At 59.5% G+C, this 13942-nt stretch carries 16 protein-coding genes; 10 read left to right on the top strand and 6 right to left on the bottom strand.

Annotation, left to right across the window (positions count from 1 at the left end; genetic code table 11):
- Positions 1–511: 511 nt before the first annotated feature.
- Together rhtA and ACCD00_RS09205 are read left to right on the top strand one after the other, a co-directional pair.
- Positions 512–1399 carry a threonine/homoserine exporter RhtA gene (rhtA, locus tag ACCD00_RS09210; RefSeq protein WP_413423808.1) on the top strand — a complete coding sequence of 296 codons (888 nt, stop codon included), beginning with the start codon at positions 512–514 and terminating at the stop codon, positions 1397–1399.
- Between the two features lie 169 nt (positions 1400–1568).
- Complete coding sequence (locus tag ACCD00_RS09205; RefSeq protein ID WP_007990112.1) at positions 1569–1850, top strand: hypothetical protein; 282 nt, start codon at positions 1569–1571, stop codon at positions 1848–1850.
- Between the two features lie 14 nt (positions 1851–1864).
- Here the strand turns inward: ACCD00_RS09205 and ACCD00_RS09200 are convergent, their stop codons facing one another.
- A complete protein-coding gene (locus ACCD00_RS09200; RefSeq protein WP_413423806.1) occupies positions 1865–2425 on the bottom strand; it encodes a TetR/AcrR family transcriptional regulator in 561 nt (186 codons plus the stop codon).
- 94 nt (positions 2426–2519) lie between these two features.
- On the opposite strand from ACCD00_RS09200, the gene ACCD00_RS09195 reads away from it, so the two are divergent.
- The gene (locus ACCD00_RS09195; RefSeq protein WP_413423804.1) at positions 2520–3248 is read left to right on the top strand and encodes an SDR family oxidoreductase; all 729 of its coding nucleotides are present in this window, start codon (positions 2520–2522) and stop codon (positions 3246–3248) included.
- Positions 3249–3284: 36 nt separating this feature from the next.
- Positions 3285–3875 (top strand): 2-hydroxychromene-2-carboxylate isomerase, encoded by a 591-nt coding sequence (locus tag ACCD00_RS09190; protein WP_413423802.1) that lies wholly within the window; start codon positions 3285–3287, stop codon positions 3873–3875.
- On the opposite strand, the gene ACCD00_RS09185 is transcribed toward ACCD00_RS09190, so the two are convergent.
- Entirely contained in the window at positions 3872–4870 is a 999-nt protein-coding gene (locus ACCD00_RS09185) for a zinc-dependent alcohol dehydrogenase family protein (protein ID WP_413423800.1), read from the bottom strand. The genes ACCD00_RS09190 and ACCD00_RS09185 overlap by 4 nt on opposite strands.
- 104 nt (positions 4871–4974) lie before the next feature.
- Here ACCD00_RS09185 and ACCD00_RS09180 point away from each other — a divergent pair, with 104 nt between their 5' ends.
- Positions 4975–5892 (top strand): LysR family transcriptional regulator, encoded by a 918-nt coding sequence (locus ACCD00_RS09180; protein WP_413423798.1) that lies wholly within the window; start codon positions 4975–4977, stop codon positions 5890–5892.
- On the opposite strand, the gene ACCD00_RS09175 is transcribed toward ACCD00_RS09180, so the two are convergent.
- The 4 genes from ACCD00_RS09175 to ACCD00_RS09160 form a co-directional block, all read right to left on the bottom strand.
- Positions 5885–7693, bottom strand: coding sequence for an aminopeptidase P family protein (locus tag ACCD00_RS09175; protein ID WP_413423796.1), 1809 nt, complete (start codon positions 7691–7693; stop codon positions 5885–5887). The two genes, ACCD00_RS09180 and ACCD00_RS09175, sit on opposite strands and share 8 nt — an antisense overlap.
- A 65-nt stretch (positions 7694–7758) precedes the next feature.
- Positions 7759–8916 carry a cysteine desulfurase family protein gene (locus ACCD00_RS09170; RefSeq protein ID WP_413423794.1) on the bottom strand — a complete coding sequence of 386 codons (1158 nt, stop codon included), beginning with the start codon at positions 8914–8916 and terminating at the stop codon, positions 7759–7761.
- A gap of 206 nt (positions 8917–9122) precedes the next feature.
- Positions 9123–9737, bottom strand: a complete 615-nt coding sequence (locus tag ACCD00_RS09165) for a LysE family translocator (protein ID WP_413423792.1) — start codon at positions 9735–9737, stop codon at positions 9123–9125.
- A 101-nt stretch (positions 9738–9838) separates the two neighbouring features.
- Positions 9839–10108 (bottom strand): hypothetical protein, encoded by a 270-nt coding sequence (locus tag ACCD00_RS09160; RefSeq protein ID WP_085715261.1) that lies wholly within the window; start codon positions 10106–10108, stop codon positions 9839–9841.
- 325 nt (positions 10109–10433) lie between these two features.
- On the opposite strand from ACCD00_RS09160, the gene ACCD00_RS09155 reads away from it, so the two are divergent.
- The 5 genes from ACCD00_RS09155 (at position 10434) to ACCD00_RS09135 (ending at position 13920) form a co-directional block, all read left to right on the top strand.
- A complete protein-coding gene (locus ACCD00_RS09155) occupies positions 10434–10892 on the top strand; it encodes a VOC family protein (RefSeq protein ID WP_413423790.1) in 459 nt (152 codons plus the stop codon).
- Between the two features lie 391 nt (positions 10893–11283).
- Positions 11284–12486, top strand: coding sequence for a PepSY-associated TM helix domain-containing protein (locus ACCD00_RS09150; RefSeq protein ID WP_413423788.1), 1203 nt, complete (start codon positions 11284–11286; stop codon positions 12484–12486).
- A complete protein-coding gene (locus ACCD00_RS09145) occupies positions 12483–13025 on the top strand; it encodes a thiamine pyrophosphate-binding protein (protein ID WP_413423786.1) in 543 nt (180 codons plus the stop codon). The genes ACCD00_RS09150 and ACCD00_RS09145 overlap by 4 nt, the downstream gene beginning before the upstream one ends.
- Positions 13022–13351 carry a hypothetical protein gene (locus ACCD00_RS09140; RefSeq protein WP_413423784.1) on the top strand — a complete coding sequence of 110 codons (330 nt, stop codon included), beginning with the start codon at positions 13022–13024 and terminating at the stop codon, positions 13349–13351. Before ACCD00_RS09145 ends, ACCD00_RS09140 begins: the two co-directional genes overlap by 4 nt.
- Positions 13348–13920 (top strand): DUF6162 family protein, encoded by a 573-nt coding sequence (locus ACCD00_RS09135; RefSeq protein WP_413423782.1) that lies wholly within the window; start codon positions 13348–13350, stop codon positions 13918–13920. Before ACCD00_RS09140 ends, ACCD00_RS09135 begins: the two co-directional genes overlap by 4 nt.
- Positions 13921–13942: the final 22 nt, after the last annotated feature.

The raw sequence follows: 13942 nt of genomic DNA, 5'->3' as shown, positions 1-13942 counted from the left end.
ACTAGCAGTCTGACTCCACAAGCACCCACACGAATTGCTTGATTCAGTTGTTAAAGAGCGGTTGGTTAAGATCTTTCGTCTCAACCGAGGCGCGCATTCTACAGCAGCCTCATTTACTGTCAAGTGATTTTTTCAGAAGTTTTCAAGGAATCCTTAACAACTTCAACCACTTGCGCTTCCGATCTCTCGTCAGCGGGAGGCGAATTCTACAGCGTTACACGCTGCTGTCAACACCTCTTTTTCAACTTCCTTTCGGCTTCGATGACCTGAAGCAACCTGCTGCCGAAACCTACATAACTCTTTGTTTTCCAAGGAGTTTTCCGTTTCGACTGCGCCGGAAGTGGGGCGAATTATAGGCCTCCAGAATCTGCCGTCAAGCACTGATTCCGGTTTTCTACCGATATGCGTAAAAACACTGCTTATATATAGACGCGCCTGTGGGGAATGCGCAGTATATTGCCCAACAGCTAGAGAAATGCCCTTATTTCCTCTTTTCGGACGATGCCACGCAATGAATGATCAGCCTCGCAGCCTAGCCTCAACTCTGTTTTCGGTTGGGCTGCTGCTCATAGCCATGGCGTCGATCCAGTCCGGAGCCTCCCTGGCCAAAAGCATGTTCTCTGTTATTGGCCCTCAAGGGACGACAACACTACGACTGATTTTTGCCAGCGTGATCATGATGCTGATACTGCGTCCATGGCGGGCAAAACTCACTGCAAGGTCCCTGCGCACCGTCATCGTCTACGGCATGGCTCTGGGCGGCATGAACTTCCTCTTCTATATGTCATTGCAAACCGTTCCGCTGGGCATTGCGGTGGCGCTTGAGTTCACCGGCCCATTGGCCGTGGCGATCTACGCCTCGCGTCGCGCGATCGACTTTTTGTGGATCGCCCTGGCTGCCGTCGGCTTACTGTTACTGATACCGACAGGAGAAGCGACCGCCGGCATCGATCTGGTAGGCGCCGGTTATGCCTTGGGTGCCGGGGTCTGCTGGGCGCTGTACATTTTGTTCGGCCAAAAAGCAGGGGCCGATAATGGCGTGCAAACCGCAGCACTGGGAGTAATGATCGCGGCGCTCTTCGTAGCCCCTATCGGTATCGTCCATGCTGGCTCCGCGTTGCTGACCCCTTCATTGATCCCTGTGGCCCTCGGCGTCGCCGTCTTGTCCACAGCCCTCCCCTACACCCTGGAGATGGTCGCTCTGACCCGCATGCCTGCCAGAACCTTCGGCACGCTGATGAGCATTGAGCCCGCCTTCGGTGCGTTATCGGGCTTGCTGTTCCTCCATGAATACCTCTCGCTGTCGCAGTGGATGGCAATCCTGTGCATCATTCTGGCATCCGTCGGTGCAACCATGACCATGAGCACTGCCGCCAGACCGGCAGTAGCTGCAGATTAATAACAGAGATGACACAGCTCTGGCATTTGCCGCTCAATTAGGCCATGTTTAGCCCCGCACCCCTGGGTCATACCATGGACAACTTCAGATAGGGATATCGATAGGCGTCAATCGAAAGCGAATGCAGCCAGACCCGGGCACAAGATCCGGGGACGCTATAAGGACAGTAATGAAACGAATTTTGATACTGATCGCCGTACTTGCAATTGCGGGCTGCGCAGCGACATCAAAAACACAGATCAAGCACGGCAAGAAAGGGTTACACATCAACTGTTCCGGACTGTCATCGTCCTGGGACAAGTGCTACGCCAGCGCCGCCAACTCCTGCGCACCCAAGGGATACAAGGTCATTGCCAAGTCGGGAGATGCCGTGGAAGAGCCCGGCGATTATCCGTTTGGCCTCAATCCTGCGGGATATACCAGCCGCAGCATGATTGTCATCTGCAAATAGGCAGGGCCGTCGCGTCAGGTTCTCGGACTTGCGATCTGACGGCCAATTTCCTCGTAGCTGGACTTCAGCACTGTGCGTTGGATATCCGGGCTAGCCAGCATGCGCGCTACGACCAGCGCGCCAATACATTGCGACAGAATCGCCCACGCCAGGCTGTCGCTTTGCAGAACACCCGCCCAACTTTCCTGAAGCCGACAAATCCAGTGCTCTGCCTGTTGGCGGACAGTCACGTCGGAACGGGCAATTTCCGCCCCCAATGCCGGTAATGCACAACCGGTTTCCGGATTCTCGACGTGAGACATGCTCAGGTACAGTTTCAAGCAGCGCTCAAGCTTGTCACGGTCCTGCCCTTCCCCCAGTCGCGCCAGACTTTGCCCCAACTCACGTTCGACAATGGTTGCGAACAACTCGTCTTTCGACGAGAAGTGGCTGTAGAAGGCGCCGCCACTCAAGCCAATCGCCTTCATCAGGCCGTCCACGCCCACCGTAGAAAATCCGGACTTCTTGGCCGATACCGCACTGCTTTCCAGCAGCTTTTGCCTGGTTTCCAGCTTGTGACTGGCCGAATAACGCATTGCCCTTCTCCTGAAATTGCTCACCTTGACGTCTGTCGAATCGTAGCATAACGTTCGTTTAGTTAACGATCGTTTACCAATAAGGGATCCACCCATGAATAACAAGAAGGTCGTACTGGTCGTCGGTGCAGGTGATGCCACGGGCGGCGCCATTGCCAAGCGTTTTGCCCAGGAAGGTTTTGTCGCCTGCGTCACCCGCCGCAGTGTGGACAAACTCCAGCCACTGGTGGATGCCATCAAGGCTGATGGTGGCGAGGCCCACGGTTTTGCCTGCGATGCACGCAAGGAGGAAGACGTGATCGCGCTGGTCGAGCAGATCGAAGACCAGGTCGGCCCCATCGAAGCATTCGTCTTCAATATCGGCGCCAACGTGCCGTGCAGCATTCTCGAAGAAACCGCCCGCAAGTATTTCAAGATCTGGGAAATGGCCTGTTTTTCCGGTTTTCTCAACGCGCGTGAAGTCGCCAAGCGCATGGCCAAGCGCCAGCGGGGCACTATCCTGTTCACCGGCGCCACCGCAGGCATGCGCGGCGCTGCCGGGTTCGCCGCATTTGCGGGAGCCAAACACGGCATTCGTGCACTGGCGCAAAGCATGGCCCGAGAGCTCGGGCCGATGAATATTCACGTTGCCCATATCGTCGTCGACGGCGCCATCGATACCGACTTCATTCGTGAAAGTTTCCCCGAGAAATACGCCACCAAGGATCAGGATGGCATCCTCAATCCCGAGCATATCGCCGAAAACTACTGGTACCTGCACAGCCAGCCCCGCGATGCCTGGACCTTCGAGCTGGACCTTCGCCCCTGGAGCGAACGCTGGTAACTTCTGCGACACAACAATAAGAGGAGAGCCTTGAACATGAGCAAAACCGTGGAGTTCTACTTCGACCTCGGCAGTCCCGCCACCTATCTGGCCTACACCCAGCTACCGAAGATCTGCGCACAGACCGACACCCGGTTGATCTACATTCCACTCTTGCTGGGCGGAGTGTTCAAAGCCACTGGCAATGCCTCTCCGGTGACGGTACCGGCCAAGGGCCGCTACATGTTTCAGGATCTGGACCGCTACGCCAAACGCTATGGCGTGCCTCTGAAATTCAATCCCCACTTCCCGATCAACACCTTGATGCTCATGCGCGCTGTAACAGGCATGCAGTTGCGCCACCCTGACCGCTTTGCCGCCTTCATCGATTGCCTGTTCAAGGCCATTTGGGTCGACGGCCGCAGCCTGGATGAACCGGCAACCGTTGCGGCAGTGCTCAGCGAAAACGGTTTCGATCCACAAGAGGTCCTGGCACTGACCGCCGATGAGGAAGTCAAAGCCCTGCTCAAGGACAACACCGAAAAAGCCGTAGAGCGAGGCGTATTCGGAGCCCCAAGCATGTTTGTCGACAACCAGCTGTACTTCGGCCAGGATCGACTGGACTTCGTGCTTGAAGCCTTGAGTTAAATCTCGACCACCAACCGCCCCTTTGCCGCTCCCGACAAGAGCAGTGCATGGGCGGCTTCTGCGGTTTGCAAAGTGAACGGGTGCGGGTCAAGCAAAGGTACGAGCTTACCCGCCTCTATCAACCGTGCCGCCTCGCGCAGAATCTCGCCGTGATGTTCACGCCCCCGCCCCGTCAGGAGCGGCAGCAAAGTGAAGACACCGGAATAAGTCGCCCCGCGAAAGGAAAGCGGTGCCAGGCTGTGCTGCCCCCAGCCCAGGCAACTGAGCACATGACCGTGATACATCCGGGCAGCCTTGAATGACGCATCCAGGGTTTCGCCTCCCACTGTGTCATAGACAATGTCGAAACCCTCACCGGCCGTATGTTGCGCCACATAGTCTTCGACCGAAGCTTTGCGATAATCGATAAATGTTGCACCGAACCCTTCGATGATCGATTGCTGCCCGGCCGAGCCCGTGGCAAAAACCTCAGCGCCAAAAGCGCGGGCGATTTGCACAGCGACATGTCCGACGCCACCGGCACCGCCATGAATCAATACCTTCTGCCCGGGTCGCACGCGAGCCCGGTCCACCAGACCTTCCCAAGCGGTGATCAGCACCAGCGGCAAACCGGCAGCCTCACGCATGCTCAGGTTGTACGGCTTACGTGCCAACAGTCGCGCATCGACCGCCGCGTATTCGGCCAATGAGCCTTGAATTCCACCAATACCGGTGGCCATGGCGTACACCTCATCTCCCGCAAGCCAGCCACTGACGCCCTCTCCCAGCGCCTCTACGGTCCCGGCCAGATCCATCCCCACTATCGCCGGCAATGGCTGACCTGCATGGGCTGCTTGCCCCGAGCGGATTTTGCCATCCAGCGGATTCACACCGCTGGCCTTGATCTTGACCAATACCTGCCCCGCCTGCGGCACCGGACGCGCAATGGAAACCAAACGTAACGGCGCATTGGCCGAGTCGACCATCATCGCGCGCATATTCAGTGTGTCAGTCATTTCGCCATGTCCCATCAGAAGTGAATACAGGATCAATCTTGCCTCGCCCAATTCATGCCGATAAGACGCCATATCGCTATAGTGACCATGCCGATACAGCATCAATGAGGAATCCCGTGGACAAACTCACCGCAATGGCGATTTTCGTGCGAGTGGTCGAACGGGGCAGTTTTTCTGCCGTTGCCCGGGAGATGCAGACCAGCCAGCCGACCATCAGCAAAGTGCTGCAGGCGCTGGAAACCCGATTGGGGGGAAAGCTGATTGCCCGCAGCACCCGCAAGTTATCCCTGACGGATGAAGGTCAGCGCTATTACAACGAATGCCGGATCATCCTCGCCGCCGTGGACGCGGCGGAACATAGCTTCCAGTCCGGTCGCGAAAAAGTCGCCGGGCCGTTGAAAATCGGCTCGTCGGTGAGTTTCGGCCGCTTGCAGATCGCCCCTCGGTTGCCGGACTTTCTCAAACACTACCCTGAGGTTCAGATAGACCTGCAACTGAGCGATCAAAACCAGGATCTGGTCAGCGAAGGGCTGGATGTCACGTTCCGGATCGGTGCCCTGAACGACAGTGGCCTGATCGCTCGCCTTGTTGGCACGACCCATCGGGTGACCGTCGCATCACCTGACTACCTCAGGCAATACGGCCAACCGCAAACACCACAGGAACTGAGCGGGCACAATTGCCTGATGTTCAACCTGCTGAGCAGTCATAACCTGTGGGTGTACACAAAAGACGCCCAACGCCACGAAGTGCGGATCAAGGGCAATGCACAGAGCAACAACTCCGAGGCGATCCGTGAACTGGTGCTGGGGGGATTGGGAATTGCGTTGTCACCGGTGTGGCTATTCAGCGAAGACCTGATCGCTGGCCGGGTGATCGCGATTTTGCAGGATTACAGCACGCTGTCGCTGCCGATACACGCCGTATCCCCGGCGAATCGTCGCCAATCCGCCAGGGTCAAAGCCTTTGTCGACTATATGGCTCAGGCGCTGGAAAAAGCGCCTGAGCTTCACATCAGATAGCCGCGGTGCGGGTGTTCAGCCACTCCAGTGCGGCACCTTCGACCAGCGGGCTCAAGCGTTCGCGCACTTCGGCGTGGTAAGCGTTGAACCACTGCTTCTCGTCCTCGGACAACAGCGATGTTTCCAGGCAACGCGTGTCGATCGGGCACAGGGTCAGCGTTTCGAACTTCAGGAACTCGCCGAATTCGCTTTTGCCCGCCTCACGGTTCATCGCCAGGTTTTCAATGCGCACCCCCCAACGACCCGGACGATAGGTGCCCGGCTCAATGGACGTGATCATGCCGGGTTGCATCGCAGTTTGCGGTGCAGGTGCGGCCTGATAGGCGATGACTTGCGGACCTTCGTGGACGTTCAGGAAGTAACCGACGCCATGACCGGTGCCGTGACCATAGTCGACACTTTCCGCCCAGATCGGCGCGCGGGCGATGGCATCGAGCAGCGGCGACAGAATGCCTTTGGGGAATTGCGCGCGAGACAAGGCAATCACGCCCTTGAGCACGCGAGTGCAGTCGCGTTTTTGCTCGTCGGTCGGCGTGCCCACCGCAACCATCCGCGTGATGTCGGTGGTGCCGCCCAGGTACTGGCCGCCGGAGTCGATCAACAGCAGACCGTCCCCTTCGATTACCGCGTGTTCTTCTTCGGTCGCGTGGTAGTGCGGCATCGCGCCATTGGCGTTGAACGCGGCGATGGTGTTGAAACTCAGCGACACATAATCCGGGCGGCGCTCACGGGCGGCGGTAAGTTTTTCGTCGATGGTCAGTTCGGTGATGCGCTCGCGGCCCAGCGCCGAGTCCAGCCAGGCGAAGAATTCGCACAGCGCTGCACCGTCCTGTTCCATGGCCTGACGGATGTGCTCGGCATCGGCCAGGCTTTTTTGCGATTTGGCCAGGGTCGTCGGGTTCAGGCCTTCGATCAGCTTCACCCCGCTGTCAAGATTGTCCAGCAGCCCCGCCGTGACCCGCGCCGGGTCGACTTGCAAGCTCGCGCCGCTCGGCACGGCGCGCAGTGCGGCAGCGACTTCGCTGTAATCGCGCAAGGTCACCCCGTCCTGTTCGAGGATTGCACGCAACTCGGCGCTGACTTTGCTCAAGGCGACAAACAGCGTGGCCTGTTGCTGATTGATCAGGGCGAAAGAAACAAACACCGGGTTGAACGACACGTCGCCGCCACGCAGATTGAACAGCCAGGCGATGTCATCGAGGGTGGCGATGAAATGCCAGTCGGCCCCCTTCGCCTTGAGGGTTTCACGCAGTTTGGCGAGTTTTTCGCCACGGCCAACGGTCGCCTGTGGTGGCAAGTGCTGATAGATCGGCTCGTCCGGCAGGCTTGGGCGGTCGCTCCAGACTCCGCTCAACAGGTCGATGTCGGTGCGCAGACGGGCACCACGCTCTTCAAGTTTACCGCCCAGGGTCCGTGCCGAAGCCACGGCCATGACCGCGCCATCGACCGCGACCACGCCACCTTCCGGAGTTTGCTCGGCCAGCCATTCCAGTGGCCCGGGTTGACCCGGTTGCAGCTTGACCAGATCAATACCGCTGCCCTTGAGTTCCTTGGTCGCCTGCTCCCAATAACGGCTGTCGGCCCAGACGCCGGCAAAATCCGGGGTCACGATCAAGGTGCCGACCGAACCATGGAAACCCGACAACCACTGGCGCCCCTGCCAGTAACCCGGCAGGTATTCGGACAGGTGTGGGTCGGCCGACGGCACCAGCAAGGCGTGAATGCCCTCCCGGCTCATCAGTTCGCGGGTTTGCGCCAGGCGCTGGGGCACCGATCCATTGGTCGAAAGCTGCGTATTCATCGTGTCTCCTGCTAACCACTTCATCATTATTGTTGAGTGCCGATCAACGTCGGCGCTTCGTCGCCCTACTGCCAGAATGCCGGAGCACTGGCGCAGGCTGCCTTGATCAGTTGAACCGCCTGGTCGATATCCTGCTCGGTGGTGAAACGCCCGAGGCTCAAGCGGATGGTGCGACTGGCCGAGCGGGCGTCATGCCCCAGGGCCAGCAGTACATGGGATGGGGCATTGCTCGCGGAATTGCAGGCCGAGGTCGCGGAAAACGCGATCGAGGCCAGCAACGCTGCCGGGTTGAACTCGCCTTCACTGAAGGTCAGGCTCAGGGTATGGGGAATGCGCCGGGTCGGGCTGCCGTTGAGACGCACGCCGGGAATGCTGTGCAATTGCTCGAGCAAACGTTCACGCAAACGCTCGATGACGGCTTTCTCTTCATCGAAGGACGCTGCCGCCAGCGCGAATGCCGACCCCATGGCCACGATCTGGTGGGTCGCCAGGGTACCGGAACGCAAACCGCCCTCATGCCCGCCGCCATGGATCTGTGCCTGCAATCGTTGTTGTGCACGCGGACCGACGTACAACGCACCGATGCCTTTGGGGCCATAGAGCTTGTGCGCAGAAAACGACATCAGGTCCACCGGCCACTGCGCGAGGTCGATCGCCACTTTGCCCGCGCCCTGTGCGGCGTCGACATGGAACAACGCCCCGCGGTCACGCACCACCTGGCCGATGGCGGGAATATCGTTGAGCGTACCCAGTTCGTTGTTGACCAGCATCAGCGACACCAGGAAGGTGTCCTCGCGCATGGCTTCGCTGACCGCTTGCGCGGTGATCAGCCCTTCGGCGTCCGGCACCAGATAGGTCACGGCTACACCGGCATCCTGCAGTTGCCTGGCGGTATCGAGAATGGCCTTGTGTTCGATCTGGCTGGTGATGATATGGCCGCCGCCAGTACCGCGGGCCTGGGTCACGCCCTTGAGCGCGAGGTTGTTGGATTCGGTGGCGCCTGAGGTCCAGACGATCTGCTCAGGCGTCGCACCGACCAGTTCGGCGACCTGGCGTCGTGCTTGCTCTACCGATTGCCGGGCCTGCTGGCCGAAGACGTGGGAACTTGAGGCCGGGTTGCCGAAATTGCCGGTAAAGCCCAGACACTCGACCATCACCTTGATGACCCGCTCATCCACCGGCGTGGTGGCGGCGTAATCGAAATACAACGGACGTTTATTCATAAAGGACTCGCAGAGCGTGTTCCGGGATCAGGAAGCTCGTGACTGTAAACGGCAAAGCGCAGCCTTGTGAGCTGCGCGCTGTTTTCAGAACGTTACCAATACCTGATCGGATGCCGTTAAAGAAGGACTACTTCATTTAATAGTGCGTAGGAACGCTCCTGAAAAGTCAGCTTAACAGGCATCGGGCAACCGGTTGAAGCAATGCGTCAGCTAAAGCTTTCGAGCATCAGCGGATACAGCGAACCAACAAGCAGCGCGGCCATGCCCCAATTGAACAGGCGCAGCCAGCGGCGATCCTTCAGAACGTTGCGCAACAGCGTGCCGCAAGCGGCCCAGACACCGACGCTCGGCAGGTTGATGATGGCAAAAACCGCCGCAATCACGATCACATTGGTGAAGTAACCCTGCATCGGCGTGTAGGTGCTGATGGCGCCAATGGCCATGATCCAGGCCTTGGGATTGACCCACTGGAACGCGGCGGCGCCCAGATAACTGATCGGTTTCGCCTCGCTCTGCTGACTCTCCGAGATCGGCCCGGAATGGGCGATTTTCCACGCCAGGTACAGCAAATATGCCGCCCCCACATAGCGCAGCACGGTGTAGAGCAAAGGGTAAGTCTGGAACACCGCACCCAGGCCAAACCCGACTGCCACCACCAGTACAAAGAAGCCACAAGTGATGCCCAGCATGTGCGGAATCGTGCGGTTGAAACCGAAGTTCACCCCGGATGCCAGCAACATGGTGTTGTTCGGGCCGGGTGTGATCGAGGTGACGAGAGCGAACAGGGCGAAGCCCAGCAGCAGGTCGAGTGAGAGCGTCATGGGTGGTAGTCCGTCAGGGTCGGTCAGGTGTTGACCCTATCGCACACCTTGGGCGAAACCCATGGACAGTTACGCGAAACTTGGACCAGTACAGTTTCGCCTCAGCTTGGACGACCGTGAAGCTGTACAGATCGCCCGGCGTTCATTTCACCCTGGTTGTCGAAGCCGAACGATTTTTTCGGCTGGCCGAGCAGTTCGGCTTTTTTCGCGTGGTACTCGTCGAAGGACAACCCGCGGCGGTTCAACGCTTCCAGCGCCAGTTCCCTGCTTTCTTCAGCCGTGTAAGGGCGAAGCTCCGGGGAAACATGGCTGGCACATCCGGCGAGTACGGAGACGGCGAGCATCAGCAAAGTGGCGATCATCGGTTTCATTTTGGCGTCCTGGCGACTGGGTTCGAGGCAATGAACACAGGCTACCCGCGCCTCCCGGGCAGCAGAAATCAACGCTTTCAATAGTGGCTATCAGGAAATGGCGATCATTGCCCTGATCAGCACTGGTCCACCGGACTGCAACGCAGGCGATGTGCCGGGAGAACGCGGGCCGGGAGCGCACTGGCCGGAGCCTGCCTGATGGCACTTATATGGCGTTGCTGCTCGTCGGGCGCTCGGTGAGGGGAAAGAGGCTGGCCTATATTTATTCGGCCGCACAACGGCACAGGCACTTTCCATTCACACTACAAGAACAGGGAGATCCATCATGAGCGTCAAACCCATTCCAGAGGGGTATCACAGCATCACCCCCTATCTGGGCATCAGCAAGGCCGCCGACGCCATCGCCTTCTACAAAAAAGCCTTCGGCGCCATTGAAGTCATGCGCCTGAACATGCCCGATGGCGGTGTCGGTCACGCCGAACTGCGTATCGGCGATTGCCCGATCATGCTGGGCACACCGTGCGATCAAGGGCCGCTGAGCAATCCGGACAAATCACCGTCCGTGGGTCTGCATCTGTACGTGACAGATGTCGACAAGTCCTACAAACAGGCCATCGATGCCGGCGCAACCGTGGTATCGGAGGTCAAGGATCAATTCTACGGCGACCGCACCGGCACGTTGAAGGATCCCTACGGGCACCTGTGGTTCCTGGCCACGCGCAAGGAAGACTTGACCCAGCAACAGATCGAGCAACGGGCGAAGGAAATGTTCAGTCAGGGTTGAAACCATCCTTAGCCTCTCGGCCCTCATCGCGAGCAGGTTCGCTCCCACTCCTACGCTGGATCTGTGGCCACTCAAGGCCCCTGTGGGAGCGGGCTTGCCCGCTATGAGGCCGGCACATCCAATAGATATGTTGACTGACACACCGCCTTCGCGAGCAAGCCCGCTCCCACCGTTTGATCTCCAGTGAATGTAAATCCTGCGCAGGTTGCCCGGCCTCTCGGCCTTTCGCGAAACATTTTCTTTCATTTCCCCTTTCGGGATTTCCCCTGCTCATCCGTCCTACATAGATGCAGTCCTCTCGCGTAGGCAAAAGCCACGACTGGACCTTCAGGGCGCTCATCCCTGCGAAGCCCGCAGCCGAGCAGCCTCTCATCCAGGCAAGACCTCCAACATGTCAAAGAAGTCCCGTTCAAAAATCTGGTTCCTGGTCCATAGCTGGCTGGCGCTGCCGATCTGGTTTTTCGTGCTGATCGTCTGTGTGACCGGCACCCTGGCGGTGATCAGCCAGGAAATCGTCTGGCTGGCCAACCCGCAAATGCGCGCCAGCCAGCCCTCGGACGATGCACCACTGCTCAGCTATCAGCAGGTCATCGAAGCCATCAATCGGGCTGAACCGCAGACCGTGGTGCAGAGCATCAGCCGCCCTGACGAGTCGCACTTCGCCCTGGATGTCGAAGTCAGCTACCCCGACGGGCGCTCGGTGGTGATTTATGTCAATCCGTACAGCGGCGTGATCCAGGGTGTCGCGCCGGAATTCAACTTCCGTGCCTTTACCCGAGCCCTGCACGCCTGGTGGCTGGTGCCGTTCACCAATGGCTATAGCTGGGGCTGGTACCTGGTATCGTTTCTCGGCTTGCCATTGCTGGCGTCGCTGATCACCGGGCTGGTGGTCTACAAACGCTTCTGGAAAGGCTTTTTCCGCCCGACCCTGCGGATTCGCCACGGCGCGCGAATTTTCTGGGGCGACTTTCACCGCTTGAGCGGCATCTGGTCGATCTGGTTCATCGCGGTGATTTCCATCACCGGCACCTGGTTCCTGATCCAGGCATTGCTGTCCGATAACCAGATTTCCATTTCCACCGAAAAGATCATCCCGGCGATGTCCCGCGAAGCGGTGCCGCTGTCGCCCGATGGCTCGCCTGCGCCGCGCATCGACCTTGATCGCGCGATTGAAATCGCCACGCAGGAAATCTCCGGGCTGGAGGCCAGTTTCGTCAGCCTGCCGGGCAATGCCTACAGCCATCTGGATGTCGGCGGACGCGGTTGGTATCCGCTGATGTTCCAGACCGCCACCCTCAACCCGTACAACGGCGAAATCGCTGCCTCGCGCCTGATTTCGGACCGTTCGACCCTGGAGTTCGTCACCGAGTCCATGCGCCCGCTGCACACCGGCGACTTCGGCGGCCTGTGGATCAAGCTGATCTGGGCGTTCTTCGGCCTGCTGCTGAGCATGATGGTGCTCAGCGGTTTGCTGATCTGGACCAAGCGCACGGCACTGGCCACGGCCAATGCCTTCAAGCGCGGCAACAAGAAACAGCGCGGCACCACGGCGCAACCGGCCACCCGCAACGAAGCGTCGGAGGTCAGCCTGTGAGCAAAGTCACTGCGATCGCACAACCCTCGCGCCTGAGCGTGCTCTGGAACAAATGGCGCTTTCACCTGAACGTCCTGTTGCTGCTGATTCCACTCGGTTTCATGCCCAAGTACTTCGCCGACGAGGCGCTGATGCGTGGCGACAGTGGTCTTGGCGAACGGGAAGTCGGTGAAGTCCAGGTCGGTCCATGGAGCCTGCGCCTGGCGGAATTGCGCAACGCCGCGCCCATGCCCGATGGCCCGGCTGGCTACATGAAGGGCTTCAACGCAGCGCTGTGCGATGCCTGTATCGGGCAGGTCAAGGCCACGTACCTGCGCATCGGCAAGCCCCGCAGCCTGCGCGCGGCCGGGGTGATTTTCTTCGGCGCGCCGTACCGCATGGGCGCGTCATTGCCCGTCCCGGAGAAGACCACGGCCGACGCCGAACTGTGGATCACCATGGAAGGCTGGGACGGCGCCATGCATCAGGCATCCATTCCTTTGAGCCAGGCCTCCCCCGCCACCATCGCCTGGCTGAACAAACAAGGAGGCAAACCATGATCCCCCCTCTTCGCCCACTCAAAGCCATGTTGCTGGTGCTCTGCGCCGGCTTCAGCGCCAGCGCCCTGGCCCACAACCCGATGTGCGAATGCAAGGCCATCGACGCCGAACAGATCAAGTGCACCGGCGGTTTTTCCGACGGCAGCGGCGCGCCGGGCGTGACCCTCGATGTGATCGGCTACGACGAAACCATTCTGGTGCCGGGCAAGCTTGGTGCCGACTCGACCCTGACCTTCAAGAAGCCTGGCGCCGAGTTCTATGTGCTGTTCGATGCCGGCCCCGGCCACGTCGTGGAAATTGACCAAGCGGACATCGAGGCGCCATGAGCACTCCAGCGATCCAAGTCGTGCGCCCGGCCGGGGCCGGTCACGAAACCCTCTACGTACTGCTGTTGTGCCTGATTATTTTGGCGGTGGCCGGTTCGGTCGTGATCTGGCGTGGTGAATCCCATGAGGTGCACAGCGTCAGCAGCCATCAACTGGATGCGCGCCGTGACCTCAGCGCTTCCGAGCAAGGCATCTACGCCGATTTGCGGGTGACGCTGGACGAGATCCATCTGCTGCGCCAGGAGCAGCAAACGCTGCCGACTCCGGAGGCTCTCGCCGAGGAAGGTTTTGCCCCGTTTGCCCAGGATGCCAGTTCTACCAGCCGTGGTGGCCATGCCTGGCAATTGCTCAACGCCAAGGCCTACTTCGGCCAGAGCCAGACGCCGACGGTCGCTGGTTCATTCCTGATGCGCTTGACCGCCACCGATGCCGCACCGGACATCTGGCTCAACCGTGCCGACACGCTCACGGCTCCGGCCGACCTCAGCGACGCCGCGCTCGAAAGCGCCGGCTGGCAGCAGGTCATCGCGCAATTCGATGCCGGTGTGACCCGCCAGCACCGGCACTGATCACTCGCCCTCACCCGAGAGA

Source organism: Pseudomonas sp. Pseusp3 (assembly GCF_047304225.1).
Lineage (GTDB): Bacteria > Pseudomonadota > Gammaproteobacteria > Pseudomonadales > Pseudomonadaceae > Aquipseudomonas > Aquipseudomonas fluorescens_CD.
Note: the sequence above shows the minus strand (reverse complement) of the source record. Positions and strands in the feature narration are given on the sequence as shown.

Coding starts and splice junctions, on each gene's coding strand:
- ACCD00_RS09165 (WP_413423792.1), bottom strand. CDS start 9,737: ATGACGCTCTCACTCGACCTGCTGCTGGGCTTCGCCCTGTTCGCTCTC.
- ACCD00_RS09160 (WP_085715261.1), bottom strand. CDS start 10,108: ATGAAACCGATGATCGCCACTTTGCTGATGCTCGCCGTCTCCGTACTC.
- ACCD00_RS09175 (WP_413423796.1), bottom strand. CDS start 7,693: ATGAATACGCAGCTTTCGACCAATGGATCGGTGCCCCAGCGCCTGGCG.
- ACCD00_RS09180 (WP_413423798.1), top strand. CDS start 4,975: ATGAGGAATCCCGTGGACAAACTCACCGCAATGGCGATTTTCGTGCGA.
- ACCD00_RS09200 (WP_413423806.1), bottom strand. CDS start 2,425: ATGCGTTATTCGGCCAGTCACAAGCTGGAAACCAGGCAAAAGCTGCTG.
- ACCD00_RS09190 (WP_413423802.1), top strand. CDS start 3,285: ATGAGCAAAACCGTGGAGTTCTACTTCGACCTCGGCAGTCCCGCCACC.
- rhtA (WP_413423808.1), top strand. CDS start 512: ATGAATGATCAGCCTCGCAGCCTAGCCTCAACTCTGTTTTCGGTTGGG.
- ACCD00_RS09185 (WP_413423800.1), bottom strand. CDS start 4,870: ATGACTGACACACTGAATATGCGCGCGATGATGGTCGACTCGGCCAAT.
- ACCD00_RS09140 (WP_413423784.1), top strand. CDS start 13,022: ATGATCCCCCCTCTTCGCCCACTCAAAGCCATGTTGCTGGTGCTCTGC.
- ACCD00_RS09195 (WP_413423804.1), top strand. CDS start 2,520: ATGAATAACAAGAAGGTCGTACTGGTCGTCGGTGCAGGTGATGCCACG.
- ACCD00_RS09135 (WP_413423782.1), top strand. CDS start 13,348: ATGAGCACTCCAGCGATCCAAGTCGTGCGCCCGGCCGGGGCCGGTCAC.
- ACCD00_RS09170 (WP_413423794.1), bottom strand. CDS start 8,916: ATGAATAAACGTCCGTTGTATTTCGATTACGCCGCCACCACGCCGGTG.
- ACCD00_RS09205 (WP_007990112.1), top strand. CDS start 1,569: ATGAAACGAATTTTGATACTGATCGCCGTACTTGCAATTGCGGGCTGC.
- ACCD00_RS09150 (WP_413423788.1), top strand. CDS start 11,284: ATGTCAAAGAAGTCCCGTTCAAAAATCTGGTTCCTGGTCCATAGCTGG.
- ACCD00_RS09155 (WP_413423790.1), top strand. CDS start 10,434: ATGAGCGTCAAACCCATTCCAGAGGGGTATCACAGCATCACCCCCTAT.